Consider the following 23,738-nt stretch of genomic DNA (forward strand, 5'->3'; position numbering starts at 1 on the left):
AAATCACCTGGAATCAGTTTTTCTTTAGTTTACCACAGGAGCGGCTATCAAGTACCGGGTTATGACAATATTGTTCCGGTGGGAGAAGGGTGTTAAAATGGCCGCCAACTTCCGGCCTCCGACTTCCGCAATATATATCGGCACTTCGGGCTACAGCTACCGCGACTGGCTGGGCTACTTTTACCCGCCGGGACTGGCGGCTAAAGATATGCTGTCCTATTACGCCCGGGAATTTAACTTTACCGAGGTTAATTCTTCCTATTATGCCCTGCCGCGGCCCCAGAACCTGGAGCAAATGGCCCGCAAGGTGCCGGCCGGGTTTATTTTTGCCGTGAAAGCCTATCGTACCCTGACCCATGAGCGGGGTGATACCACGGCCGGCGACAGCCGGAAGCTGCGCCAGGCTCTCCAGCCCCTGGTGGACCGGGGCCAGCTGGGGGCTGTCCTGCTCCAGTTCCCCTTTTCTTTCCGCAATAACCAGGCCAACCGCGAACATTTAATCAAGCTGAAGGATCTTTTGCCCGATGTACCCCTGGTAGTGGAATTTCGCCACAACAGCTGGGTTAATGACGCCATCTGGGATTTCTTACAGCGTTATAAATTGGCCTATACCTGTGTCGATGAGCCAGCCCTACCGGGACTGGTGGGGCCGGTGGTCCGCTGTACGGCGGCAGTGGCCTACGTCCGTTTTCACGGCCGTAACGCGGCAAAGTGGTGGCATCATGAGGAAGCTTATGAGCGCTATGACTACCTTTACACTCCTGCCGAACTAAAAGAATGGCTGCCGGGCATCGCTTACCTGGCTGGCCAGGCGCGGCAAGTCTTTGTGGCCTTTAACAACCATTACCACTCCCAGGCAGTAACCAACGCCCGGATGTTAAAGGATTTACTGGCCGGGCGGGTGTAGGTATCTCCCCCTTTATTTTGCCGGGCTTTGTTTTCCTAGCTCTGTCCTGTCTACAACCACCGTTCCAGCTTCACATTTAACCTTCCCTTACGGGTGGTACCCTCCAAGGCGGCGACTTTGGCCCGGCCGTAACCCCTTAAAGAGAGGACATCCCCCGCAGCCAGCTGGCAATCGGGATTGGTTTCTTCGCGCCAGTTTACCTTAACCTGACCGCCCTTAATTAAAGGGACGGCCTTGCTGCGGGAGAGGCCAAAGGCTGCGGCCAGCAGGGCATCCAGTCGGGGCGAAGCTACGGTGGCCGTGATAACCTTGGTTTTGGGGGTGGGGATTTCCAGGCCGGACAGGGGCTCCAGGGCAGTAGTAACCGGGGCCCGGCCGACGCTGGTGAGATTATTAGCCAGAAAAGGGCCGCTTTCCGCAAGGATTATTACCTGGCAACGACTGTTGCCGGTGATGATATCACCTATAACCTCCCGGCGCAGCCCTGTGGCCAGGATAGCTCCCAGAAAATCCCGGTGGTTTGGCTGGTGAAAACGCTCATTCCAGGTGATTACCAGGACAGCCAGAGGGGACTCAATAGTGGCGGGATCCTGGTAGTCAGGGCAGATTATAGCTATCCGGCGTTCGGCTTCCGGGTAACCGCCGTTAAAGATAAAATTAATATCCCTTTCCTGGCGGAAAAAAGCAGAAGCAATTGCCTGCTCGGCCGGGTCCAGGAAACCGGTAAAACGGAATGTGTGCCTCTGCCGTACTTGCCTGGCCAGGTCCGCCAGGTGGGCCAGGAAAAGCCCCTCCTTTTTTGCGGTCATAGCCATCCCCTTTTTACACAAGAGAACTTAGCCGGCAAAAAAATAGAGTTTACCGCTTTCCAGGGCGCAGGCAACCCGGCCCTGGTCCTTCAAATAGCTTAGAAAGGCCGATAGGCTGGCCAGGTTAAGGAAGTACTGGGGAATGTCCATAGGGAGATTCTCCTCGATGGCCAGCTCTGCCAGGAGGTCTTCCCGGGTCAGGGGCCGGGCCAGGAGTTCGGTAATCCTGTCCAGGCAGGCATTAATCTGCCGGCGGTTGCTGGCCAGGACGGGGGCCGGGTCAGCAATAACTTCCGGGCTGTGGGCCGGCAGTAAATACTTGATCTCCAGGCCGGCCAGAGCTTCCAGGGTTGTCAGTTGAGCCTGGATGTCCTGCAGGAAGGGTAAAGGGTATTTGGCCAGGATGGCCGGGTGAAAGACGGCATCGCCACTAAAAAGGACACCATCGGGGGTCAGAAAAGCCAGGTGCCCGGCGGCATGCCCCGGTGTGGCGATGGCCTGGATACGCAGGTCCAGGAGCTTCAAAGATCCAGGACTGATGGTACTGTCAACCTCTACCGGCCGGGCAAAAAGAAGGGGGATTTTAATTTCCGCAAAAGGCTGAGAGCCGTACAGGGTCTTTACCCCCAGCAGGTTATCTTCCATAAATATTTTTTCCCCGGGGGAAGCCAGGATCTCCAGGCCGGGGTAAAATTCCTTTAATAACCGGTGGGCACCGAAATGGTCGGCGTGGCCATGGGTGGTCAGGAGGTATTTGGGTTTGAGGCCGCTGGCGGCCAGGACGTTCTTAATCTTATGGGCGATGGTATTGTTGATTCCCGAATCGATCAGCAGGCAGTAACCGCTTTTAGTAGTATAGACGCCTGCATTGGTGGCGCCGGGAATATAGCAGGTATGGCCATGAATTTTTACCAGTCCCACCAGGTTATTTTTCCTTTCTAAATGGTAATAGCCATTTTATCTGATTTTATCATATTTACATTCAGGGGTACTACCCGGAGGGCATAAAAAAAGTGCCGCTCGGGCACTAATCGTTAATCGATACAAAGTCTTTACAATAGCCATCCCCGTTACGGGGCGGGTAAATACGGCCACAGTAGTGGTTGTTTAAGCAATATATGCATTCTGTCATTTCACAGGGCGTAAGATTAACGCTGGTTGCGGGGAGCGTGGCCATAACCTTTTGTCCCTCGGGGAACGCCTCTTTACCGGTATTACTATAAACCTCCTGGAGCATAACCCATCCTCCCCTCCTTGTTCTAAGGATATTGTATCATGTATACATTAAATCTGGAAGTGCTCTAGAGGCCTGTTTTACCATGATTTATCGGGTTTCCTTGCCCACAGGTTGATGTTTTGGTCGCGCAGGAAGATTTGCATTTTTTCTTGCTTAACCGGGTATTTATTTGTTAAAATTATGACGTCACGGCAGCACAGCAGGGAGGTGAAGTTGTTGCTGCATACCATTATCCTGGTGCTTGATATGCTGGTAGCCCTGGGACTGATAGCCACAGTCCTTTTACAGTCCGGCCGCAGTGCAGGTATGTCCGGTGCCATTGCCGGCGGCGCGGAAGCCATCTTTGGCAAGAAGAAGGGCCTTGATGAGTTTCTTAACAAGGTTTCAGCAGTCCTGGCCGGTTTGTTCCTGCTGCTGACTTTGTTCCTCTCGGTAATCTGAGCCGGCAAAGTTTTTACCATGTACATCACCTGGTGAAGACGATATTATTTGGGCGGTGGCGCCCAATTTTTTTCATGGAGGTTGATTTTGAATGACCCGGCAGGAAGCACTACAACTAATGGAGAAACACCTTAAGAATAAAAATTTGCGCAAGCACGCGCTCGCCGTGGAGGCAGTCATGCGGGCCCTGGCCCGGCACTTTAGCGAGGATGAGGAAAAATGGGGCCTGGCCGGTTTGCTCCATGATATCGACTATGAAAGCACCAAAGACGATCCTGACCGTCACAGTCTGGTTGGGGCTGAAATGCTGGCCCGGGAAGGTTTACCTGAAGAGGTGGTCTACGCCGTTAAGGCCCATAACGAGCGCCATGGCCTGCCCAGGCTGGACCTGATGAGCAAGGCCCTGTATGCTACTGACCCCCTGACGGGGTTGATTGTAGCTGCAGCCCTCATTCGCCCTGAAAAGAAACTGGCCATCGTCGACGTGCCCTTTTTACTTAACCGTTACCATGAGAAGTCCTTTGCCCGCGGGGCCAGCCGGGAGACGATAGCCGCTTGCAGTGAGCTGGGGCTCTCCCTGGAAGATTTTATGCATATTGGCCTGGAAGCCATGCAGGGGATTGCCGGCGAACTGGGCCTTTAGATAAGACACCCGGTTAGCAACCGGGTATCTTTTTACCAGGACAACAGGAAATAATATAGCGAGGAATATTTCATCTTGGACACATTGCGAAAGGAAACCTGTATGGACAAAAAAGAATTGTTGGCCCTTATGCGGACCCAGTCCTACCGGCCCCTAACGGCGGCAGAGTTAATGGAGGTCCTGGGCCAGGAGGATGAGGAAGCCTTCCGGGAATTTCTCCATTCCCTGGAACAGGAGGGCTATATTGTCCGCACCCGCAAGGATAAATACGGCCTGCCGGAAAAGATGGGCCTGGTCAGCGGCCGTCTCCAGGCTTCAACTAAAGGTTATGCCTTTGTCGTCCCCCGGGAAAAGGAGCAGGCCGATGTTTATATTAGCGCCCTCAACCTGAACGGGGCCATGCATGGAGACCTGGTCCTGGCCAGGATTTTACCAGGTACTACCGGCCGGCGGCAGGAGGGGGAAATTATCCGCGTCCTGCAGCGGGCCAACAGGCGGGTGGTGGGAACCTTTACTGCCACCCGGCATTTAAGCTTTGTGGTCCCCGATGATGCCCACCTGCACCAGGATATCCTTATTACCCCCGGCAATTCCCTGGGGGCCAGGGAAAAGGATAAGGTCGTGGTGGAGATTACCCGCTGGCCGGAGGCCAGGCGCAATCCCGAGGGCCGGGTGGTGGAGGTACTCGGCCAGGTGGGCCAGCCGGGAGTTGATGTTTTAAGCATCATCAAAAAGTATGACCTGGAGCCGGAATTTCCCCCCGAGGTTTTACGCGAGGCCGACGGCTTAAGCAAGGAGTTGGGCCCGCGGGAACTGGCCGGGCGCCGGGACCTGCGGGACTGGCGCCTGGTGACCATTGACGGCGCTGACGCCCGCGACCTGGATGATGCCGTGTCCCTAGAGCTTTTGCCCGGTGGTAATTACCTCCTGGGAGTACATATTGCCGACGTTAGTTTTTACGTCCGGGAAGGGAGCGCCCTGGACCGGGAGGCTTTCAACCGGGCGACGAGCGTCTATTTTGTAGACCGGGTCATTCCCATGCTGCCGCCCCGCTTATCCAATGATATCTGCTCGTTAAATGCCGGCGAGGACCGCCTGGCCATGACAGCCCTGATGACTATTACGCCGAGAGGTACGGTAAAGGATTACGAACTTTTTCCTTCGATTATCCGCGTCCGGGAGCGGATGACCTATGATGCCGTCCGGCGCATCCTGGTAGATGGCGACCCGGAACTAATGGAGCGCTACCGGGAACTGGTACCGGATTTCCAGCTCATGGCCAGGCTGGCAGCTATTTTAAAGCGGCGGCGGGAGAAACGGGGGGCCATTGATTTTGATTTCCCGGAGGCCAAAGTAGAACTTGACGACCAGGGCCTGCCGGTGGCCATTATCCCTCGACAGCGATCGGTAGCCGAGGGGATTATTGAAGAATTTATGATTGCCGCCAACGAAGTTGTGGCCCGACACCTCTACGAACTGGCCGTACCGGCTGTTTACCGGGTCCACGAGGAACCGGCACCTGATAAGATGGAAGAGCTCAATAACTTCCTGGCCTTCTTCGGGCTGCAGATCAGGCCCAACCGGGAGGGACGCTTCAACCCCCGGGCTTTCCAGGAGATCCTTACCGCCGTCAAAGGGCGGCCAGAGGAGCTGGTGATCAGCACCGTCATGCTGCGTTCCATGATGCATGCCCGTTACGCCGGCCAGTGCCTGGGACACTTTGGCCTGGCCTCCCCTTATTACTGCCACTTTACCTCTCCCATCCGCCGCTACCCGGACCTGGTTGTGCACCGCATTTTACGGGAAACCTGGTCCCCGGGAGGGTTAACACCGCAACGTATGGCGGAACTCGATGCCTTTGTGGCCCTGGCTGCGGCCCAGGCCTCGGAAAGAGAAAAAGTGGCCGAGGAAGCCGAGCGGGAAACCCTGGATATGAAGAAGGTCCAGTACATGGAACGCCATGTGGGAGCTACCTTCACCGGCGCTATCAGCGGGGTGGTACCCTATGGCTTCTTTGTAGAGCTGGAAAATACCGTCGAAGGCCTGGTCCATGTATCCACCCTTACGGACGACTACTACCATTACCAGGAAGACCAGCTGGCCCTGGTAGGCGAACACACCGGCAAAGCATTTCGTATCGGCCAGCCGGTGGAAGTGCTGGTGGCCAGGGTCAACGTTGAGGCCCGGCAGGTGGATTTTGAACTGGTTAAACCGGAGGCTACAGTGGACACCGGGCCGGTGTCCAGGGTTAGAGGCCAGCAGCAGGTAAAATCGCGAGAAAAGGACACTGGCTCGGCCGGGAGCAAAACCAGGCGTAAAATTCGCGGCCAGAGCCGGCGGCAACGGAATAAAGCTACCCGGGGCCGTTCATAATAGCCATAGATATTACCTCATTTAATTTAAAAAGGAGGCAGGGGTATGCCCCGGCGGGTAGCAGTGGAAAAGGATCTCAGCGCCATCGGCGATCACCTGGCGGAAAACGGCCTTGAGGTCGAGCGAGTTGATATGACCGACCTGACGCCATCCCGGTTACAGGGCTACGGGGCCGTTGTTATCAGCGGGCAGACAACCAACTTTATGGGCATGGAAGATATAAAAGCAAAAGTGCCGGTAATTGAAGCCGCAGGTAAGACGGCGGATGAAATTACGGCCATGGTGAAAGAGCGCCTGCAGCTGCAAGATTAGGTAGAATCTGGGCGGCCCCTTGACGTTACCCCTGTTCGGTGTGTTATAATAAATCAGGCGGGAAAGCAGGAGTGACAAAGATGGGCCGCCAGGTAAAAATTGTGACGGACAATCGTCGCGCCCGTCACGATTATTTTATCTTAGAGACTTATGAAGCCGGTATTGCCCTTACCGGTACGGAGGTTAAATCCCTGCGTAACGGTAAGGCCAATATCAAGGATAGCTACGCCCGGTTAGAAAATGGTGAACTGATTCTCCATGATATGCACATTAGCCCTTATGAGCAGGGAAACCGCTTTAACCACGAACCGCGCCGGCCGCGGCGCTTGCTAATGCACCGCTACGAGATCCAGCGCCTGTACGGCAAGATCAGGGAAAAGGGTTTGACCCTGATACCGTTAAAGGTGTATTTCAATGAACGCGGCCGGGCCAAGGTTGAACTGGCTCTGGCCAAAGGCAAGCGGCTCTACGACAAGCGGGAAGATATCGCCGCCCGTGACGCCCAGCGGGAAATCGCTAAAGCCTTTCGCGAACGGCAGAAGTTTTAACGAGGGGGCGTAATGGTTTCGACGGGGGTGGCATTGGCAGTAGTAGCCAGGCGAGATCCCACCGGCTCGTTAAACGGTGGAACGGCTATAAGTGCCGAAGATAATTTAGCTCTGGCTGCTTAATTTAAAGCAGCCCATCCGCCTGGTCCCGGCCTGCGGGGACCAGTGCCGGGTGTCAAAGTTAGCAGGCTACCGGCAAGGCCCCGGCCTGGGGGTCTGAAGGGAATCCCAATCAGGCTGGCCTGAGGGCATCCGGTTTCCGGGAGGCCCGATGGCGAGAAGCAAAACGGAAACTATCCTGGTAGAAGCTACTGTGGGTGCACCTTCGGACGGGGGTTCGACTCCCCCCGCCTCCACCAGTCTTATAGCATTACCTCAATCCGAACTTGATAAACCATAATTTTGTGGACCAGACGGTCGACTTGCCTATGGTACCGTCGTAGAGGTTGGCCGGGGTAACCTCCACCGTGGTGAGCCGCGGGGATTACCCATGGCTACGGGTGCTGCTAGGACGGTGAGACCGGGGGTCCGTCCCGTCATTCATGCGCCGCTTTTCTCCAGGAACAGGGTCTGGGTCGGATAGGCGAATTCGATACCCTCTTGGGCAAAGCGCCGGTAGATCTCCAGGTTGATGGCCTGCTGGACGTCCATGTAGACGTTGTAATCCGGGACTGTTACGTAGTACACCACCTCGAAATTCAAGGAGAAGTCCCCGAACTCCTTGAAGTGGGCCCGGTCAAAACGGGTATGGGGCTGGGATTCGATGATCCCCCGGATGATCCCCGGGATGGCCTGCAGCTTCTCGTAGGGAATTTGGTAGGTCACGCCAATGGTGAAGAGAATCCGGCGCTCCTGCATCCGCTTGTAGTTCCGTACCCGGCTTTGGAGCAGGTCGCCGTTGCCAAAGATGATCTGCTCGCCGCTCAGGCTGCGGATGCGGGTACTCTTGAGGCCTATATGCTCTACTGTGCCCATCAGATCATCGACAATAATGAAGTCGCCTATAACAAAGGGTTTGTCCAGGACGATAGAGAGGGATGCAATGAGGTCGCCAAGAATTTTCTGCACCGCCAGACCTACCGCGATGCCACCCACGCCAAGACCAGCAATGAGCGTGCCCAGATTCAGATCGGCGATGTTCTGCAGCGCCAAAAGGCCCACGATGGTCCAGAGCAGGACCCGGCCAATGACGCCGATGGCTGAGAGGGTGGTGGCGGCGACCGCATCTTGGTCCAGGAGCTTCCGGGCGTAGCTGTTAATCCAATTGGTGATGAGAGCGTTGCCCCACAGGGCTACCTGGAGGAAGAAGGCTCCGATCAGAACCTTCCGTAGGACAGCGTTGGTCTCACCCAGCTCCAAAACCTGCGACCCGGCCCAGATAGCGACGGTCAGGAGAAAAAAACCACTGGTCTTGTCTAATAGCTCTACTGCCATGTTGTCCAGCTCAGTGGTGGTCCGTTCGGCTACAGCCTTAAGCCGCCGGAGTGCAATCCGCAGCAGGACCCGCTGGCTCAGGAGCGTTGCTATGGTGATGCCCAAGGCCAGGCCCCACTCCATCCAGTAATTACCATAAATTAACCATTCCATACCGAACAAGTCGAACGCCTCCTTACCGGTTTCCAATCCCAATTATCCAGGTGCGGTAGAGTTATCATACCATATGGCTGTCTCCCGGGTATTCGGCTGCTGGCTGCTATCTTATTGATTCGCCATTAAAGATGGAATTCCTGTACCGGTCAATAAGAGCCTTGCACCCTTCTGGCTGCGAGGCTTTTTTGCGTCCTGCCTCAAGGTAAGCAATAATCATCTCTTTGATGAATGTGGGGAGCTATTTAGCCGCCTGACTATTCTATGTAGCCATCCAGGACCTGTCCCATACACCCGAGACTCATTTTTGATAAGCGGAGAAAACTAGCGCTCCCATGGATGCCTTAAAGTGCATACATCACTCCGCTGGTTACACTGCCGGCTGAAACAGCTTTGTATATTAATAGATTTTCCGGGGAAAATATCCTTGAGGTGATGGTAAATGGTTTTAGAAGGTCTGGCGGGACCAATTGTTTTCCTGGGCGGCTTGATTCTCATGTTCCTGGTTGTGCCCTGGGAGCGAGTTAAGGAACTGGCCCTCATTGGGCTGATAGGCGGATTAGTCCTGGCTTTCGTGGTAGTTTACCTGATGCAAAACTACTTTGGTTTCTGGGCCTTCCGCCGTGTCGACCTGGTTAGTATCAGCGGGATACCCCTTTTCCTGGCGGCAAGTTGGTTTCCGCTAATAATTGTCTTCAGCCATCTCCTGGCCCAGTACAGGAGCATCCTGCCGGTGGTACTTATCTTACTTGCTTTTCCTCTGGGTGCCACCTTGCTCCATTTACTCCTGCGGGCCAATGGCATGCTGTTTTATCGCAACTGGAACCTGCCCTTAACTTTCATTCTCTCTTTAGGCATCCACCTGGTGATCATGTTTTATCTTTATGCGACGGGCCGGCTGGAGAACTTGCGTGGACTCGCCCAAACTCAAACTTAAGGAGAGCGCGGTATTTTCACCATAACCGAACCCCCAGAAAAGCAGGGTATAATTTCCATCCTGCACTGGTAAATTAAAAGGTCAGCCCGGGTAGAAAGGCTGACCTTATTTTATCCTTTTCAGCTTAAGCAGCAAACCTGGGGATTACCAGGTATGGAGAAAGGATTCCATTATTGCCTTAAGGTTAGTTTGATTGCCTGCCCTGGCTACCCGGGAAGCTGGAAAGAGGATTCCCCTGTGCTGCAGCGAATATAAACTGAAGCAATACTTCCGCGATGGGCAGCAGGTTTCACTGGTAACCTGCTTCGCTCTTATTTTGCCTCAACCGGAGGAGAGATGCGGCAGGTGGACGTCTTAAAACACTGCAATCTCTGTCCCCGGGCCTGCGGGGTTAACCGCCTGGCCGGCGAACGCGGTTTTTGCCGGGCTGGAGCCCGGCCAAAGGTAGCCAGAGCAATCCTGCATCACTGGGAAGAGCCCTGCCTGAGCGGCAGCCGGGGATCCGGTACAGTCTTCTTTTCCCACTGCAACCTGCGCTGTATTTTCTGCCAGAACTACCGCATCAGCTGGCAGGGCAGGGGCCAGGAAATGGCGGTGGAAAGCTTGGCGGCCCTTTTTCTTGATCTCCAGGCTCAAGGGGCCCATAACATCAACCTGGTATCTCCGACACCCTACAGCCCCTTTTTAGTTCCCGCCCTCCGGGAGGCAAGGAAACAGGGACTACAGATCCCGGTAGTCTATAACTGCAATGCTTATGAAAGCATAGACTCCTTACGGTCCCTGGAAGGCCTGGTGGACATTTATTTGCCGGATCTTAAATATCCAGATCCGGAACCCGCCGGGCGTTACAGCCATGCGCCTGACTATTTTAATGTGGCCACGTCAGCCATCCTGGAGATGCAGCGCCAGGTAGGCACCCTGGTCCTCGATGATGACGGCCTGGCGCGGCGGGGTCTTTTAATTCGCCACCTGGTTTTACCCGGCCAGGCCAGGGCTGCCTGCCGGGTGCTGGACTGGATAAAGGCAACTTTACCCCGGGAGACGCATATCAGCCTGATGGCCCAGTATGTGCCCGTCTGGCAGGCCGGGCGCTGCCCCGAGATTAACCGCAAGCTTACGGCTGCCGAGTATGAAACTGTCCTCGATTACTTTGAAAACCTCGGTCTCGAAAATGGCTATTATCAGGAGCTAGAGGCAGCTACAACGGCCTATATCCCTGATTTTTAAGATTACAGGTTTAAATGGAGTTGCAAAATTTTAGGAGGTGCGCTATACTAAAAGAGCCTCTAAAGAACGTTGGCCTGGCCTACTACTAACTATCTCCCCTGGGATAGCCCTGGTAAGTATGGTACATGCCCCGTTGGCTTTAGGGAGACTATCTTGTGGGGAGAAGTAAGATGTTTTACCAGGACAAAACGTTAACGTGCAAAGAATGTGGCAGAGAGTTTATCTTTACGGCCGGCCAGCAGGAATTCTTCGCTGAAAAAGGTTTTACCAACGAACCATCCCGGTGTCCCGATTGCCGGGCCGCCCGGAAAGCTCGCCAGGGCGGTGGCCAGAGGCGCAGCGATTTCCGTTTTGGTCCCCGGCAGATGTATAAGGCTATCTGCAGCCAGTGCGGTTCCATGACGGAAGTACCCTTTGAGCCCCGGGGCGACCGGCCGGTATACTGTCGGGATTGCTACAGCAGCATGAGGGTCAGGAATTACCGTTAGCTTGGGAAGCCTCTTAAGGGGCTTTATCTGAAACCCGGCTTAGCACTTAAGCCGGGTTTCGTGCTGGTTGCTATCTTTCCAGGACCAGGACCATCTCTCCCGGTTCCAGGGATATATTTTTAAACTTTAAACCATAATCCGGCGGCGGTAAATTCAGGACCAGCTTGTCCCCCGGCAGGAGTTCAGTCCAGGTGGAGGGGTCAAGGGGCAGGCCGGCGAAGGCCACATTTTGCGGAATAAACAGGAGCTGGTGGGGGCCATAAACCTGGAGGGTACCCTGGACCTCAAAGTCAGGTCCCGGGATTTTTATAACTCCCCCTGGCAGGACCAGGCGGATGTCCCGCAGTTGTGCTTGCGAACTCAACAAGGTTGTATTGAGGTTTTGCTGGCTGAAGGCAGCTACTACCTCTCCCCGGATTAAATCAACCTGAATGGAATCCGGCCGTAACTTCTGCCAGGGCAGGGCCGGCAACTGCTGCAAGAGATACTGCAAAGCCGGCAGGGCGCCGGACCAGGCCTTTTCCAGGGCCAGCAGGTCCCGGGCCCAGGTGGTATTCTGCTGGCGCAACGCATTAAGCTTCTTTTGCTGTTCTTCCTTTAGCGCTGCCAGGATTTTCTGAGCCGCCAGGCAGGCTTCCCGGGCCTGCTCCAGTTCCTTTTCTTTGGCAGCCACCAGGTTGCTTTTTTCGCGGGCCAGCCTGGCCAGGGCCAGGTTATGACGGACGATACCGTAGAAATGACCGGCCAGGTGCTTTAGTAGCTCCCAGCGTATAAAGAAATCGGACCAGTTGGTACTAAACAAGGCGGCCGTTATAAAAGGGGAAGAGCCATAGGTGTAGAAAAAGCGTAAACTGCGGCCAAAATCTTTGCGCCCGGCAGCCAGATCAGCTTCCGCCCTGGCCTGTACCGCCCGGGCAGCCCGCAATTCTTCCTGGACAGTTTCCAGGCGTTTTACTAACTCCTGGTTCTCGGCAGTGGTTTTTTGTAACCTGGCATCCAGGCGCAGGATATCCTGTAGGATACGACTTTCCTGGTTCTGGCTGTCCTGGAGGCGCTGCCTCAAGGTATCTTTAATATCCACGGCCCTGGAGGTCGGGATATAAACGGCCATTAAAAAAAAGAAAATCGTAAGCCAAGCAATCTGGCGGCGCATTTTTTTCCCTCCCCGGGCATAATATTCGCCAGGGAAGGGTTAAATCCTGCTGGTGATGGTAAAAGATGTAAAATTTAGCCTCGATACAAGAGCCAGCTTCGGCTTGACAGGCTTATGCTAAAAGATTATAATAAAATCTGCATCAAGGGGAAGGGCGTGTAGCTCAGTTGGGAGAGCGCTAGAATCGCACTCTAGAGGCCAGGGGTTCGAATCCCCTCACGTCCACCAAAGAATTCTTACGGGCGCGTAGCTCAGTGGGAGAGCGCTTGACTCACATTCAAGAGGTCGCAGGTTCAATCCCTGCCGTGCCCACCAGGATACTTTAAGAGGTTTGAAGGGTTTTAAGTCCCGTGAACAGCTTCCTGTTAGGAGAAACAGGAAGCTGTTCACATTTTGTTCACCTGCAACCTCCAGGGCCGGTAGTCATGAATTATAGACACTAGAACAACCAACATTTGGTTATTAGAAACGACAAGAGGCTTTCATAATTATATAAACCCTTAACTCGGGGAATTTTTGAGTAATTTTCACCGGCAATTCTGTTGAGGCAAATTGGGACTTCGAGGGGTAAAGTTTAATTTGATAGCGTAAGCAGAAGTATCATGTTGTTAAATATGCTGAACAACAAAAAATATACTACCTGGCTTTATTGATAAAGACGCTCTCAATAATGTATAATACTAGAGGCGGTTCCCTTATTAAAGAGAACCGCCTCTATATAAGAAAAAGAAGAGCTTAGGGAGTTGTACCCCACATTAAGTCATGGGTATCAATCTTCAATAGGAATATGTTTGCCGCGTTTTAACCCTGCTTCTTTCTTTGGCAGTTTTACTGTTAACAGGCCGTTTTTGTAAGTAGCGGAAATTTTTTCTTCTTCCACGCCTTCCAGGAAAAACCTGCGCTCAATGCTGCCACTCCTCCGCTCTTTGCGAATGAAGTTTTCCCTTGTTTCATCGATAATTGTATCCTGTTTGACAGAAATATTGAGCGCACCATCGTCATAAGTAATTATAATATTTTCTTTTTCTATTCCCGGCAATTCAGCTTCCACAATATACTCATGTTCTGTTTCCTTGACGTCTGCCTTAAAGGGTTGGCCGAATATAGGGACCCAAAACAAGTCTTCGTTAAATACCCGTTCCATGAAATTCTCGACATCAGAGAATATTGGCCTCAAGCTTTTTCTCCTGCCATAAAAAGGTATCAGCCCAAACATTGTACCATACCCCCTTTAAGTTTTATTGTAGTTTCACTTTTATTTTAAGAAGATAGTCAGGTAAAGTCAAAGTCAAATTTGGTCAAAATAAGGTCAAATTTTGTCAAGAATTTAATGTTATAGCTTATTGGCGCCAAATTTAACAGTAATTAGCATGTTTTTACACGCCATTATTGCTTACGGTAAGTATTCCTAGTATCATATTTAAAGAAGAAAGGAGGCTTACTTATGGAAGAACAATTCATCAAACCTACTGAACGCAGCCAGGTAACTATACCCAAAGAAATGCGGGAAAAACTCCAGATCAACCAGAATACCAGACTGCGTATTTATGTCGATGGTAACAAAGTCGTCTTGGAACCGGTTTCCCCTTTAGACCTTATTTTTAAGGAGCTTGAGGTTGAGGCCCGGGAAAAAGGGTTTACCAGGGAGGAACTGGATGAATAAATAGCCACAATACGCGAGCGCCTTGTGAAAGAGCTTTATGGTGAAGGCCAATGAGGATAATGCTCGATACTAATATCCTTATATCCGGGATGGTCTTTGTAGATCGTAAAATAGAATTGACCCCCAATCGTCAAGTAAAACTGACCCACCTTATGATAAAATCTCCCTCGAGAGGGGGAGATAAAAGAGGTAGTCAGCATGTATAAATGGTAGCCCATCAAGGCACTGCATGCCCAGAGGGTAAGCATCAAGAAAATAGCCTGGACAGTGGGTGTATCCAGGAATACCGTCAGGAAGTATCTTAAAGAGACCAATCCACCACAGTTTAAAGCCAGGGAGTACGAAAAAATATAATGGACCCAGAAAGCTAGACACAAAAACAGGGGGTCCTAAGCGTCAAATGAGCGTACGGAAAAAATATCCAACTGATTTTAAAGCAAAAGTTGTGCTGGAAATTCTTAAAGAGGAGGAGTCTATTTCCCAGTTATCCTCTGAATACGGTATTCACCCATCCATCCTTAACCGCTGGAGAAATATGGTGGTAGAAAAGTTGTCATCCTTCAAAAAGGGCCTGACCGTTTTCATCAACAAAGTCTATGACTTGAAGGTGGCAACTGGACTTAATTACCTTCTGGAGAAACTCCTTTCTTTCTAATAACGGTTTAGAGGTGAGATTGGCTTTTACTGGCGTAATGCCATTAGTAACTCGGAGAATTGGCTACGGCTTTCCATGTGCCGCTTTTTGTGCGTCTCGTGTTGGCATACCTTTTCCCTCTTGCCTTCTTTCCTCCTGCCGTATTACCAGTATTCCCTAAGATTTATTCTCGAGTGCCTCTGGAATTTTTCTCCCAGGCCCACCTCCTTATTTACTACCATTTTTCTTTGCAGAACACCTATACCCTTATTCGTACATCTATCCGCAAGTTGCTGCACTCCCTGACCAGGAAAGCCGACTTTGATTCCCAGCTTCTTGCCGGGCTGAAACTGAATTACCAGGAGAGGAAGAAACCGGCCATTGACTGGAGTAATGCTGAGGCCCGGGAAGTGCTTCTCAACGATTTAGTTAACGATGCCCTGCGGGTGCTGGAGGTGACGGCCACCCTTCCCCTCACGGAAACCGAACCAAAGCTCCGGACTATCTTAGAAAAGGTCACCTTTCAGGATATCGACCCCAAGGCAGACGGTAAAGAATTTCAAATCAAAATGGGTGTAGCTGAAGATCGGCTCATCTCCACGGTCGATCACGATATGCGCCATGGTAGAAAATCAGCAGCCCGTACCTTCAACGGGTATAAGACTCATATTGCCATGGTTCAGGAGTTCGAGTTCATTGGCGCGGTGGAAGTAACCCCCGGTAACATCTACGACGGCCAGGTGGCCAAAGACCTCATTTGACCAGCAACCCGAGGACCGGCGGCCCCAGCGTATGATAGGGGACCATTGCTATGGCGCCGGCCCCATCTGTAAAGGCATGGAAGAACGCCACATCGAGGTGGTGGACCCAGTAACCGAAGCCAGGGACCCCCGGTGGTTCTCTTCAAGAAAATCGACTTTCAAATGGACCTTGAGGCCGAACCCTGCCGTCTCCTTATAACGTTCATCGCGCCTTCCTCAAGGCTTCGCGTAAGCATCCCACGCCTCGCGATTATTTAATCTTCTTTTACCTAAAATTAACCTTGGTTTCCTAATTTTTTAACATGGATATGCTATATTCTTTTATGAAAAAAATTTTTCATAAAGTATTTGGTCGTGAAATACAGGGAGGACAAGTTTAAGTATGGCTAAAGATCGGCTTTGCGTCCAGAAGCCCTGCTGCTTAAACCCTGGCGGGGCAACGGCGGACTTTAGGGCCGCGTGCTGCGCAGTTTTTACCGGGGCCGGGAGGTAGAATGTTTTGTAGCTGTAGGCAATCAAACCCTACGGGTGATGATGCTGGGGAAGACAGCCTGGGTCCCAGGGCAAGAGGTTGAAGTAGAGGTTAAAGAGGGATTGGTGTTGGTAGCTTAAAGAGAGGTGGAGAAGGTTGCAGATTGGTGTGGCTTCGGAATTATTACGTTCACTTAGTTTGCCGGCAGTTATTGACCTGGCAGCAGCTACGGGATTTCAAGCCATAGAGGTGTGGCTGGATCACTGGCAGCGCAACGGCTTGAAACCAGCACAGCTTTTGCGGTACTTGTGTTCTAGCGGCCTAATCTGGACCGTACATGCTGACATGCGCGATTTAAATCTTATCTCAACCAACACCGGCATCCGCCAGGAATCGCTTCGTCAGGTTAAAGAAGCTATCCACCTAGCAGCGGCCATTGAAGCCCAAGTACTAACCATCCATCCAGGACGATTGAGCTCTAGTAAGGACCGGCCGGAAGATTTCTGGCCGAAACAAGTTGAGGTTTTTCATCATTTAGCGGAAACGGCTGCCGTTGCCGGCGTACAATTAGGAGTTGAAAACATGGAGCCGCGCGCAGGTGAGTTTGTGGTTGGCCTGGACGATTTAGAGCGCCTGCTGGCGGCGGTGGACAGTCCTAACCTCGGAGTGACCCTGGATCTTGCCCATCTCTTCGGGCAGCCAGGGGCGAGAGAGTTCGTTGGCCGGGTACCGCACCTAGTTAATGTCCACTTGAGCGACGCCGCGCCAGGCCGTTGCCATCTTCCCCTGGGCCAAGGAGAGTTAGACTATGAGGGGCTTTTGGATACCCTACGCCAGCGCTACGATGGCCTGCTAATATTGGAGGGCTATACCCCTGGTCCCCTTGGCCGGGAACGGGAAATTCTCGCTTACCTGTATGGGAAATGGCAAGAATATATAGTTCAAAAGATGATACCTCAATAGCCATAGGAGAAGGTTTGGCTTTTTTAAATAAAACGATTTCCCCGCCTGCGTTTATAGGGTCCAGAATTTAGCAGGTGTTTACACAAACTTTAATCTTCTTTTAAACCTGGCTAACCTGCCCTTAACTGTATGGCAACATTTTTACCATAAAATAAACCAGTAAGCAAAGGCAGTAGAATAAAAAAGTGAGCAAGGAGAGAGAACATGATAAATTGCAAGGAACATTAAATCTGGCAAGGAAACTCGGACAGGTTGCGGCTCAGGCAACCTGGCGCAAGGAGCCGGTGGAGGAGCTCCGACGCAAAGTATCCACAAATGAATAATGGTACATCAACTCGAAAAACCTTGGCGGACGGCCGCCGGCCAAGTGGTTTAGTAGGAGGATGATCCATGGCTAATGTTTTTAAGTACGGCAAGAAAGCTATAATGGCAACTCTCTTATTAATCCTGATAGTTGTCACTTCAGCTTGTTCAAGTAAAGCTCCGGCCCAAGGAGAAAATAATAACCCTGGCATGGGGAATTCTAATTCTTTCGGCAAAATGGTTCTCTATACTTCACAGCCCCAGGATGATGTTACCAAGTTATTAGACGGTTTTAAGGCCAAATACCCGGGGGTCGACGTGCAGGTGTTTCGTTCCGGCACTGAAGAGGTGATCTCTCGCTTTACTATGGAAGCCCAGGGCGGCAAACCCCAGGCTGATGTCCTGTTCCTGGCCGATGCTCCCACTTTCCAGCGCTTAAAAGACCAGTGCTTCCTGGAAGCCTACACTTCCCCCGAACTGAACGAAATTAACCCGGACTTTGTGGATCCAGACCATATGTATGCCGGCACCAAGTTGATAGCTACGGGCATTGTTTATAATACTTCAGCTCCCAAACCTGAAGCCACCTGGCAGTTCCTGCTCTCGGAGCAGGCTAAAAACAAGGTAGTTATGCCCAGCCCCTTTTATTCTGGTGCGGCTGCCTTTAACCTGAGTGTTCTTACCCGGGAGGGTTTCGCCGGCTGGAATTTCTTTGAGAAGCTAAAGGCTAACGGGGTGCAGATTGTTAAAGGCAACGGGGATGTCAAAAAGATGGTAGCCAGCGGTGAAAAGCCTTACGGCATTCTCATTAACTTTGAAGCCCTCAAAGCTAAAAAACAGGGATCACCCGTAGATTTTATCTACCCCAGGGAGGGCCTGCCGGTTATTACCGAACCGGTTGCTATTGTCAAGGGGGCACCTCACCCGGAAATGGCCAGGAAGTTTGTTGATTTTGTACTTTCCAAGGAAGGGCAACAATTGGCAGCGAAGATAGGTTTTTACATGCCTGTTCGTAAAGATGTACCACCTCCGGAGGGTTACCCGCCACTGAGTGAAATTAAGTTTTTACAACGGGACCCTAAAGAACTAGCCCTGGTCCGGGAGGATGACAAAAAGAAATTCGCCGATCTCTTCAATCTACCCAAATAGGTGGGGGTAATAAATTGTGATGCGCCTTGCAACTAAAGAAAAGCCGGTTACCCTGGCTGTGGTGGGCGCTGTTCTGGCCCTCACCACAGCTTACCCTTTAATCCGTCTCCTTTTGGCCGGTTTTTTCACACCTATTGAGGGGTTTACCCTGGCACCCCTGCTTCAGGTAGTGTTTCAAAAAGCCACCTGGACGGTTCTCTATAACACGGTGGTGGTTTCCCTAGCAGCTACAGCTATTTCCTCGATCCTGGGGATAACCCTGGCCTGGCTTGTGGTTAAAAGTGACTTGCCGTGTAAAAGCGTGATTAATATTGCCACGCTGCTATTTCTATTTTTGCCGCCGTATGTTCATGGTTTAGCCTGGCTCCAGCTCTGGGGTCCCGTGGGCTGGTTTAACCAGTTAGCAAGTTTTATCGCAGGTAAAAAAATAGTACTCTGGAATGTCTATGGCTTGGACGGCACGATTCTTCTCTTGGGACTCCTGCATTATCCCTTTGTTTACATGACGACTGCCACCGCCCTGGGGAATATTCCCCCGGAAGAAGAAGAGGTGGCTTTCACATACGGGGTAAGCCGGAGTCGCGTTGTACGACGGGTTACATTACCCCTGGCCCTTCCCGGTATTGCCGCCGGGAGTATCCTGGCCTTTGTAAGCTCCGTGGGTAATTTCGGTATCCCTGCCCTGGTTGCCCTGCCTGCCGGCAAAATACTCCTTACCACTTATATTTTTCAGCAGGTAGTCGGTTTTAGCAGTATTTCCTTTGCCAGGGTGTCTCTATTGGCTACCCTGGGAGCCATGCTGGCGATAACCGGTATGATGGTGCAAAATTTGTTTTTAAAACACCAGCATTTTACAGTTTTGACCAAAAAGACAGCCCCTTTGTACTACTCCCTGGGGCGGGTCCGCATTCCCCTGGCGGTATTCCTTTATTCTTTTCTGGCCTGCGCCACAATAGCTCCTTTAATAGCCATGTTTTTAAACTCCCTTCTTCCTGCTTATGGCGTACCCCTCACCCTGGAGACAATCACTTTAAAAAATTACCGGTTTATTCTGGCCGACTTGAATGCTACCCGGCGGGCCATTGCCACCAGTTTTATCCTGGCAGGCGGAACTACCTTAATAACTATACCCCTGAGCTTTGTTGTAGCCCGGGGAATAGCGGAAAAGCGAAGTAAATTCTATCTCTGGGTGGACAGGTTGGGAACAATACCCTATACCCTACCTGGTACAGTACTCGCTTTGGCTGTAATACTGGCCTGGGTGGACCCCTGGATCCCCATTCCTATTTACGGCAGTATAGTAATGATTTTGCTGGCTTATATAGCCCGCTTTTTTACCCTCGCCGCGCGTAACCTGACCGCCGGTTTTGCTCAACTCAACCCTTCTTACACCGAGGTTGCCCGGGTCCTGGGTATCCGGCCCTGGCAGTGCTTGTGGAAAATTTCCCTGCCCCTCCTGCGACCCAATATCCAAAATGCCGCCCTGCTGGTTTTCATTACTGCCCTTACCGAACTGACGGTGTCAAGCCTGCTCTGGATATCAGGATCGGAGACTATTGGAGTTACGATCTACAACCTTGAAGCGGCAGGGTATACCACTTATAGTACCGCCTTTGCCACCCTGGTGGTCCTCTTTTTTGGCGTGTTCTTCCTGCTGTTAAAAAGAACCAGGCTGCAGACTTTTTTACCCGGGAGGTAACCCATGTCCAAACTTATAGTTGATGGTATTTCATAAAAACTTTGGTAGCGTGACGGCCTTGCAGAAGATTAGCCTGGAAGTGGCTGAAGGGGAGTTTATCTGCCTCCTTGGTCCCAGCGGTTCCGGGAAAACAACCCTTTTACGTATAATTGCCGGCCTGGAGCAGGCTACTAGCGGTAAGATTATCCTCGACGGTAAAACCATTACTCGGGGAGCGTGGCACCTGCCGGCAGAGCAACGCCAGGTAGGCCTGGTGTTTCAGAATTATGCCGTATGGCCTCATATGACGGTGGAGGAAAATGTGGCTTTCCCCCTGGCAAGTCTCCCTTTGAACCGGGGGGAGAAAGAAGAAAAGGTAAGGAGAGCTATCCGTGCAGTTGGTCTGGCCGGACTAGAAAAGCGCAGCCCCGCCCAGCTAAGTGGCGGGCAACTCCAACGGGTGGCCCTGGCCCGGGCTTTAGTTACCAATCCGCGTGTAATGCTCTTTGACGAACCCCTCTCTAACCTCGATGCCAGGCTGAGGGATGAGATGCGCTCCCAACTCCGCACCTGGCACCAGGAGTTAAAGTTGACTACTGTTTATGTAACCCATGACCAGGCTGAAGCTATGGCTATGGCCGACCGCGTGGCCGTTATGGCAGAAGGCAGGCTCCAGCAGATAGGCGGCCCGACCGAGATTTATCGCGAGCCGTGCAACCATTTTGTGGCCCGGTTTCTTGGTAAGGCTAATTTTAGTGCGGGAATGGTTCTCCGAAGTGTTGGCAGCGGCGAAAACCACAGTTACTTGATAAAGAGTTTAATGGGGGAGATAATTGCCCGGAGCAGAGAGCCCCTAACCCCTGGCACGCAGGTGGAGGTTGTAATCAGGCCTGAGGATGTGGAAATACTTCCTCCTTTGGACAGGCAAAAGGGCGGTAACTGGCGAGTAACGGAGGTTGAATTTGGAGGTCCAATGACTACTTATCGCGTAAACTTCGAGGAAGGCGGGGCAAGCTGGTATGTTATGGCCTTGGGACAGCCCCGGTATCCGGTTGGTAGTGAAGTTGAATTAAAGGTGCGGGATGCCTGGGTACTGCCCACGGCCGTTGAGCAGGGGCAAATCATGGAGGATAGAAGAAGCTCAGGCATTTCCCTCAGGCCTCAGCGGGTAGCTGTTGTTTCAGCGTAAATAATAACTGCGACTATATTAATCAAAGGCCGTGTGGAGAGCCCATGTTTATTTTTGTTCACAAAGCAACTCCCTCAAGAATAGTGTAATTGCAGCCCCTTGTATACGGGAAGAAAGTGAAAGAAATGGCCCTACGGCTACCGGGAATAGTCTGGATCTTCTTCGCCTTTGTGCCCTGGATCCTGTACTGGGCGCTGTCCGGCCTGGGGCTTTGGACGGCGGCCATTACGGCCGGCCTGGCGTCGGCTCTGGCCTTAAACGCCTTCCGCCTGGCGCGGCAGCAGGGGAAGACGATGGAACTGGTGACGCTTGGTTTCTTCGCCGCCCACTTCGCGGCGACCGTCGTCCTGGGGTCGCCCTTCTTCAAGGTCTACGACGCCGTGCTGGTCGGCGCCACCCTGGCGGCGATGGCCTGGGGGACGCTCTTGGCCGGCAGCCCCTTCACCCACCAGTACGCCCGCGAGGACTGGCCGCGCGAATACTGGCTCCATCCCCTCTTTTACCGCACCAACGCCCTGATTACGGCAGTCTGGGGTACGATTTTTACCTTCAACGCCGCGCTGGGTGTGCTGGCGCTTGCCTGGCCGGAGGCCCGCCTATGGCTCACCGTGGCCGTCCCCAACGCCGCCATCGGGGCCGGCATCGCTTTTTCCCTTTTCTTCCCCAGCTGGTACCCCAAACACTTCCTGGCGCGGGAAATAGCCGTCCGCGAGCCGTACCGGTGGCCGGACCCGGTCTTCGGCCCCGCGCGGCCGGCCGGTGAAGCCGAACACGACGTCATCGTCGTGGGCGCCGGCATCGGCGGCCTTACGGCGGCGGCCTTCCTGGCGCGGCGGGGCCTGAAAGTGCTGGTGGCGGAGCAGCACCACCGCCCGGGCGGCTTCTGCACCTCGTGGGAGCGGTACGTGCGGCGGGACGGCGAGTTGCGCTACGTTTTCGACGCGGGGGTGCACGACGTCAGCGGGCTGGGACCGCGCGGCCCGGTGACCAATCTTTTGCGTCGGCTGGAAATCGGCGACCGGCTGGAATGGCGGCGGGTGGGCCACGAATACGTGCTGCCCGGCTTCCGGCTCAAGGTGCCCGGCACGGCAGAGGAACTGGTCGAGGCCCTGCAGGCGCGCTTTCCCGCGGAGCGGGAGGCTATAGCTACCTTTTTCGCCGAGATGGAGGGCGTATACCGCGACCTCTACGCCGGCGTGGAGCGCACCGGCGGCGTGCCGTGCCCGCCGCGCACGCCGGGGGAGATGCTGGCCTACCCGCGCACCCACCCGTATGCCTTCCACTGGATGGACATCCCCTACACGGTCATGCTGGAGCGGTTTTTCCAGGATGCCTCTTTGAAACGGTTCCTGCTCCTCCTGACGGGCTACCTGAGCGACCGGCCGGAAGCGCTCACCGCCGCCCAGATGGCCCCCCTTTTCGGCTACTACTTCGACGGCGGCTGCTACCCTGTGGGCGGCTCCCAGGCCCTTGCCGACGTGCTGGCAGACGTGATCGAGGCGCACGGCGGCCGGGTACTCATGCGCGCACCCGTAGAGCGCATCCTCATCGAAGAAGGCCGGGCCGCGGGCGTAATCCTGGCCGGCAGACAAGTCCACCGTGCCGGGGCCGTCATCTCCAACGCCGACGTCCGCAAGACCTTCCTGGAACTGGTGGGGCGGGAACACCTGCCGCCCGACTTTGTGCGGCGCATTGAAGGCCTGGAATTTTCCACCTCGGCCTTCGCGGTCTTCCTGGGCGTCGACTTCGTACCGGACCTGGAGCCAGTTACGCTGGTTCACACCGAAGACGGTCGGGGGCTTGGCATAATGACTCCCTCCAGCGTCGATCCCGGCCTGGCGCCGCCCGGACACGCCGCCATCACCCTGCTGACCCTGGTCCCCCAGGCGGAGGCAACAACCTGGGACCGCCGGATGCCCGACTATGCCCGGCGCAAAAGAGAGTTCGGCGACGCGTTGATCACCCTGGCCGAACGGGTGCTCCCCGGCCTGCGGGAGCACATCGTCTTCCGGGAGGAGGCTAGCCCGGCTACGTTCGCCCGCTATGCCTGGACGACGGGCGGTGCCATCTACGGCCCCGCCGGTCAGTGGCGGCCCCCGGCCAAAAGCCCAGTGGAGCGGCTCTACCTGGCCGGCGCCGGCGTTTTCCCGGGGGCGGGCATCGAGGCGGTGGTCATCTCCGGCACCCTGGCTGCCGACGCCCTATATCCTGACGTCAAAACCAGAACTCCCGGTACAGGCACCTGAAAACGCGTGCACAAAAAG

The 23,738-nt window shown here is 53.5% G+C and carries 23 protein-coding genes, 2 tRNA genes, 1 other RNA gene and 2 pseudogenes; 23 read left to right on the forward strand and 5 right to left on the reverse strand.

Going from position 1 to position 23,738, the window contains the following annotated elements; all coding sequences use genetic code 11:
* Positions 1 to 97 precede the first annotated feature (97 nt).
* A complete protein-coding gene (locus tag MOST_RS11460; protein ID WP_054936145.1) occupies positions 98 to 907 on the forward strand; it encodes a DUF72 domain-containing protein in 810 nt (269 codons plus the stop codon).
* A 50-nt stretch (positions 908 to 957) separates the two neighbouring features.
* Here the strand turns inward: MOST_RS11460 and MOST_RS11465 are convergent, their stop codons facing one another.
* On the reverse strand, positions 958 to 1,716 hold the full coding sequence (locus MOST_RS11465; protein ID WP_054936144.1) for a YlmH family RNA-binding protein: 759 nt from the start codon (positions 1,714 to 1,716) through the stop codon (positions 958 to 960).
* A gap of 27 nt (positions 1,717 to 1,743) precedes the next feature.
* A complete protein-coding gene (locus MOST_RS11470; RefSeq protein ID WP_054936143.1) occupies positions 1,744 to 2,637 on the reverse strand; it encodes an MBL fold metallo-hydrolase in 894 nt (297 codons plus the stop codon).
* Positions 2,638 to 3,169: 532 nt separating this feature from the next.
* On the opposite strand from MOST_RS11470, the gene secG reads away from it, so the two are divergent.
* From secG to ssrA, 6 genes are all read left to right on the forward strand, one after another.
* The gene (gene secG / locus MOST_RS11480; protein ID WP_054936141.1) at positions 3,170 to 3,394 is read left to right on the forward strand and encodes a preprotein translocase subunit SecG; all 225 of its coding nucleotides are present in this window, start codon (positions 3,170 to 3,172) and stop codon (positions 3,392 to 3,394) included.
* A gap of 91 nt (positions 3,395 to 3,485) precedes the next feature.
* Positions 3,486 to 4,037, forward strand: coding sequence for an HDIG domain-containing metalloprotein (locus MOST_RS11485; RefSeq protein ID WP_054936140.1), 552 nt, complete (start codon positions 3,486 to 3,488; stop codon positions 4,035 to 4,037).
* 102 nt (positions 4,038 to 4,139) lie between these two features.
* Positions 4,140 to 6,410 carry a ribonuclease R gene (gene rnr / locus MOST_RS11490; protein WP_054936139.1) on the forward strand — a complete coding sequence of 757 codons (2,271 nt, stop codon included), beginning with the start codon at positions 4,140 to 4,142 and terminating at the stop codon, positions 6,408 to 6,410.
* A gap of 45 nt (positions 6,411 to 6,455) precedes the next feature.
* On the forward strand, positions 6,456 to 6,722 hold the full coding sequence (locus MOST_RS11495) for a YkuS family protein (RefSeq protein WP_054936138.1): 267 nt from the start codon (positions 6,456 to 6,458) through the stop codon (positions 6,720 to 6,722).
* An 80-nt stretch (positions 6,723 to 6,802) separates the two neighbouring features.
* A complete protein-coding gene (smpB, locus tag MOST_RS11500; RefSeq protein ID WP_054936137.1) occupies positions 6,803 to 7,270 on the forward strand; it encodes an SsrA-binding protein SmpB in 468 nt (155 codons plus the stop codon).
* Positions 7,271 to 7,273: 3 nt separating this feature from the next.
* Positions 7,274 to 7,629, forward strand: a transfer-messenger RNA (tmRNA) gene (ssrA, locus tag MOST_RS11505).
* 181 nt (positions 7,630 to 7,810) lie between these two features.
* Here the strand turns inward: ssrA and MOST_RS11510 are convergent.
* Positions 7,811 to 8,857, reverse strand: coding sequence for a mechanosensitive ion channel family protein (locus MOST_RS11510; protein WP_054936196.1), 1,047 nt, complete (start codon positions 8,855 to 8,857; stop codon positions 7,811 to 7,813).
* A gap of 442 nt (positions 8,858 to 9,299) precedes the next feature.
* Between MOST_RS11510 and MOST_RS11515 the strand changes: the two genes are divergently transcribed.
* From MOST_RS11515 to MOST_RS11525, 3 genes are all read left to right on the forward strand, one after another.
* Positions 9,300 to 9,794: a hypothetical protein gene (locus MOST_RS11515; protein WP_054936136.1), complete on the forward strand. Its 495-nt coding sequence runs from the start codon at positions 9,300 to 9,302 to the stop codon at positions 9,792 to 9,794.
* Between the two features lie 336 nt (positions 9,795 to 10,130).
* Positions 10,131 to 11,021: a radical SAM protein gene (locus tag MOST_RS11520; protein WP_054936135.1), complete on the forward strand. Its 891-nt coding sequence runs from the start codon at positions 10,131 to 10,133 to the stop codon at positions 11,019 to 11,021.
* A gap of 170 nt (positions 11,022 to 11,191) precedes the next feature.
* Positions 11,192 to 11,509 carry a zinc-ribbon domain containing protein gene (locus MOST_RS11525; RefSeq protein WP_054936134.1) on the forward strand — a complete coding sequence of 106 codons (318 nt, stop codon included), beginning with the start codon at positions 11,192 to 11,194 and terminating at the stop codon, positions 11,507 to 11,509.
* Between the two features lie 70 nt (positions 11,510 to 11,579).
* Here the strand turns inward: MOST_RS11525 and MOST_RS11530 are convergent, their stop codons facing one another.
* Positions 11,580 to 12,662 (reverse strand): hypothetical protein, encoded by a 1,083-nt coding sequence (locus tag MOST_RS11530; protein WP_054936133.1) that lies wholly within the window; start codon positions 12,660 to 12,662, stop codon positions 11,580 to 11,582.
* Positions 12,663 to 12,814: 152 nt separating this feature from the next.
* On the opposite strand from MOST_RS11530, the gene MOST_RS11535 reads away from it, so the two are divergent.
* Positions 12,815 to 12,890, forward strand: a tRNA-Ala gene (locus MOST_RS11535).
* A gap of 12 nt (positions 12,891 to 12,902) precedes the next feature.
* Positions 12,903 to 12,977: transfer RNA gene (locus MOST_RS11540), tRNA-Val, on the forward strand.
* A 454-nt stretch (positions 12,978 to 13,431) separates the two neighbouring features.
* On the opposite strand, the gene MOST_RS11545 is transcribed toward MOST_RS11540, so the two are convergent.
* Positions 13,432 to 13,878: an Hsp20/alpha crystallin family protein gene (locus MOST_RS11545; RefSeq protein ID WP_054936132.1), complete on the reverse strand. Its 447-nt coding sequence runs from the start codon at positions 13,876 to 13,878 to the stop codon at positions 13,432 to 13,434.
* 228 nt (positions 13,879 to 14,106) lie between these two features.
* Here MOST_RS11545 and MOST_RS11550 point away from each other — a divergent pair, with 228 nt between their 5' ends.
* The 11 genes and pseudogenes from MOST_RS11550 (at position 14,107) to MOST_RS11585 (ending at position 23,720) form a co-directional block, all read left to right on the forward strand.
* Positions 14,107 to 14,325, forward strand: a complete 219-nt coding sequence (locus MOST_RS11550) for an AbrB/MazE/SpoVT family DNA-binding domain-containing protein (RefSeq protein WP_054936131.1) — start codon at positions 14,107 to 14,109, stop codon at positions 14,323 to 14,325.
* Positions 14,326 to 14,550: 225 nt separating this feature from the next.
* Complete coding sequence (locus MOST_RS18005; RefSeq protein WP_269085206.1) at positions 14,551 to 14,679, forward strand: hypothetical protein; 129 nt, start codon at positions 14,551 to 14,553, stop codon at positions 14,677 to 14,679.
* 46 nt (positions 14,680 to 14,725) lie between these two features.
* Positions 14,726 to 14,872, forward strand: a pseudogene (locus MOST_RS18575) (transposase); the annotation flags it as partial.
* A gap of 183 nt (positions 14,873 to 15,055) precedes the next feature.
* Positions 15,056 to 15,106, forward strand: a pseudogene (locus MOST_RS18580) (hypothetical protein); the annotation flags it as partial.
* Between the two features lie 47 nt (positions 15,107 to 15,153).
* Positions 15,154 to 15,720 carry a transposase gene (locus MOST_RS11560; protein WP_054936129.1) on the forward strand — a complete coding sequence of 189 codons (567 nt, stop codon included), beginning with the start codon at positions 15,154 to 15,156 and terminating at the stop codon, positions 15,718 to 15,720.
* A 459-nt stretch (positions 15,721 to 16,179) separates the two neighbouring features.
* A complete protein-coding gene (locus MOST_RS17280; protein ID WP_157049467.1) occupies positions 16,180 to 16,332 on the forward strand; it encodes a hypothetical protein in 153 nt (50 codons plus the stop codon).
* 28 nt (positions 16,333 to 16,360) lie between these two features.
* Complete coding sequence (locus MOST_RS11565) at positions 16,361 to 17,155, forward strand: sugar phosphate isomerase/epimerase family protein (protein ID WP_161952839.1); 795 nt, start codon at positions 16,361 to 16,363, stop codon at positions 17,153 to 17,155.
* 390 nt (positions 17,156 to 17,545) lie between these two features.
* On the forward strand, positions 17,546 to 18,607 hold the full coding sequence (locus MOST_RS11570) for an ABC transporter substrate-binding protein (RefSeq protein ID WP_083476518.1): 1,062 nt from the start codon (positions 17,546 to 17,548) through the stop codon (positions 18,605 to 18,607).
* A 19-nt stretch (positions 18,608 to 18,626) separates the two neighbouring features.
* Complete coding sequence (locus MOST_RS11575; RefSeq protein WP_106007159.1) at positions 18,627 to 20,306, forward strand: ABC transporter permease; 1,680 nt, start codon at positions 18,627 to 18,629, stop codon at positions 20,304 to 20,306.
* Positions 20,307 to 20,355: 49 nt separating this feature from the next.
* On the forward strand, positions 20,356 to 21,474 hold the full coding sequence (locus MOST_RS11580; RefSeq protein ID WP_422879888.1) for an ABC transporter ATP-binding protein: 1,119 nt from the start codon (positions 20,356 to 20,358) through the stop codon (positions 21,472 to 21,474).
* A 125-nt stretch (positions 21,475 to 21,599) separates the two neighbouring features.
* Positions 21,600 to 23,720, forward strand: coding sequence for an FAD-dependent oxidoreductase (locus MOST_RS11585; RefSeq protein ID WP_054936194.1), 2,121 nt, complete (start codon positions 21,600 to 21,602; stop codon positions 23,718 to 23,720).
* The last annotated feature ends 18 nt before the right edge of the window (positions 23,721 to 23,738 follow it).

This window comes from Neomoorella stamsii, assembly GCF_002995805.1.
Lineage (GTDB): Bacteria > Bacillota > DSM-521 > Neomoorellales > Neomoorellaceae > Neomoorella > Neomoorella stamsii.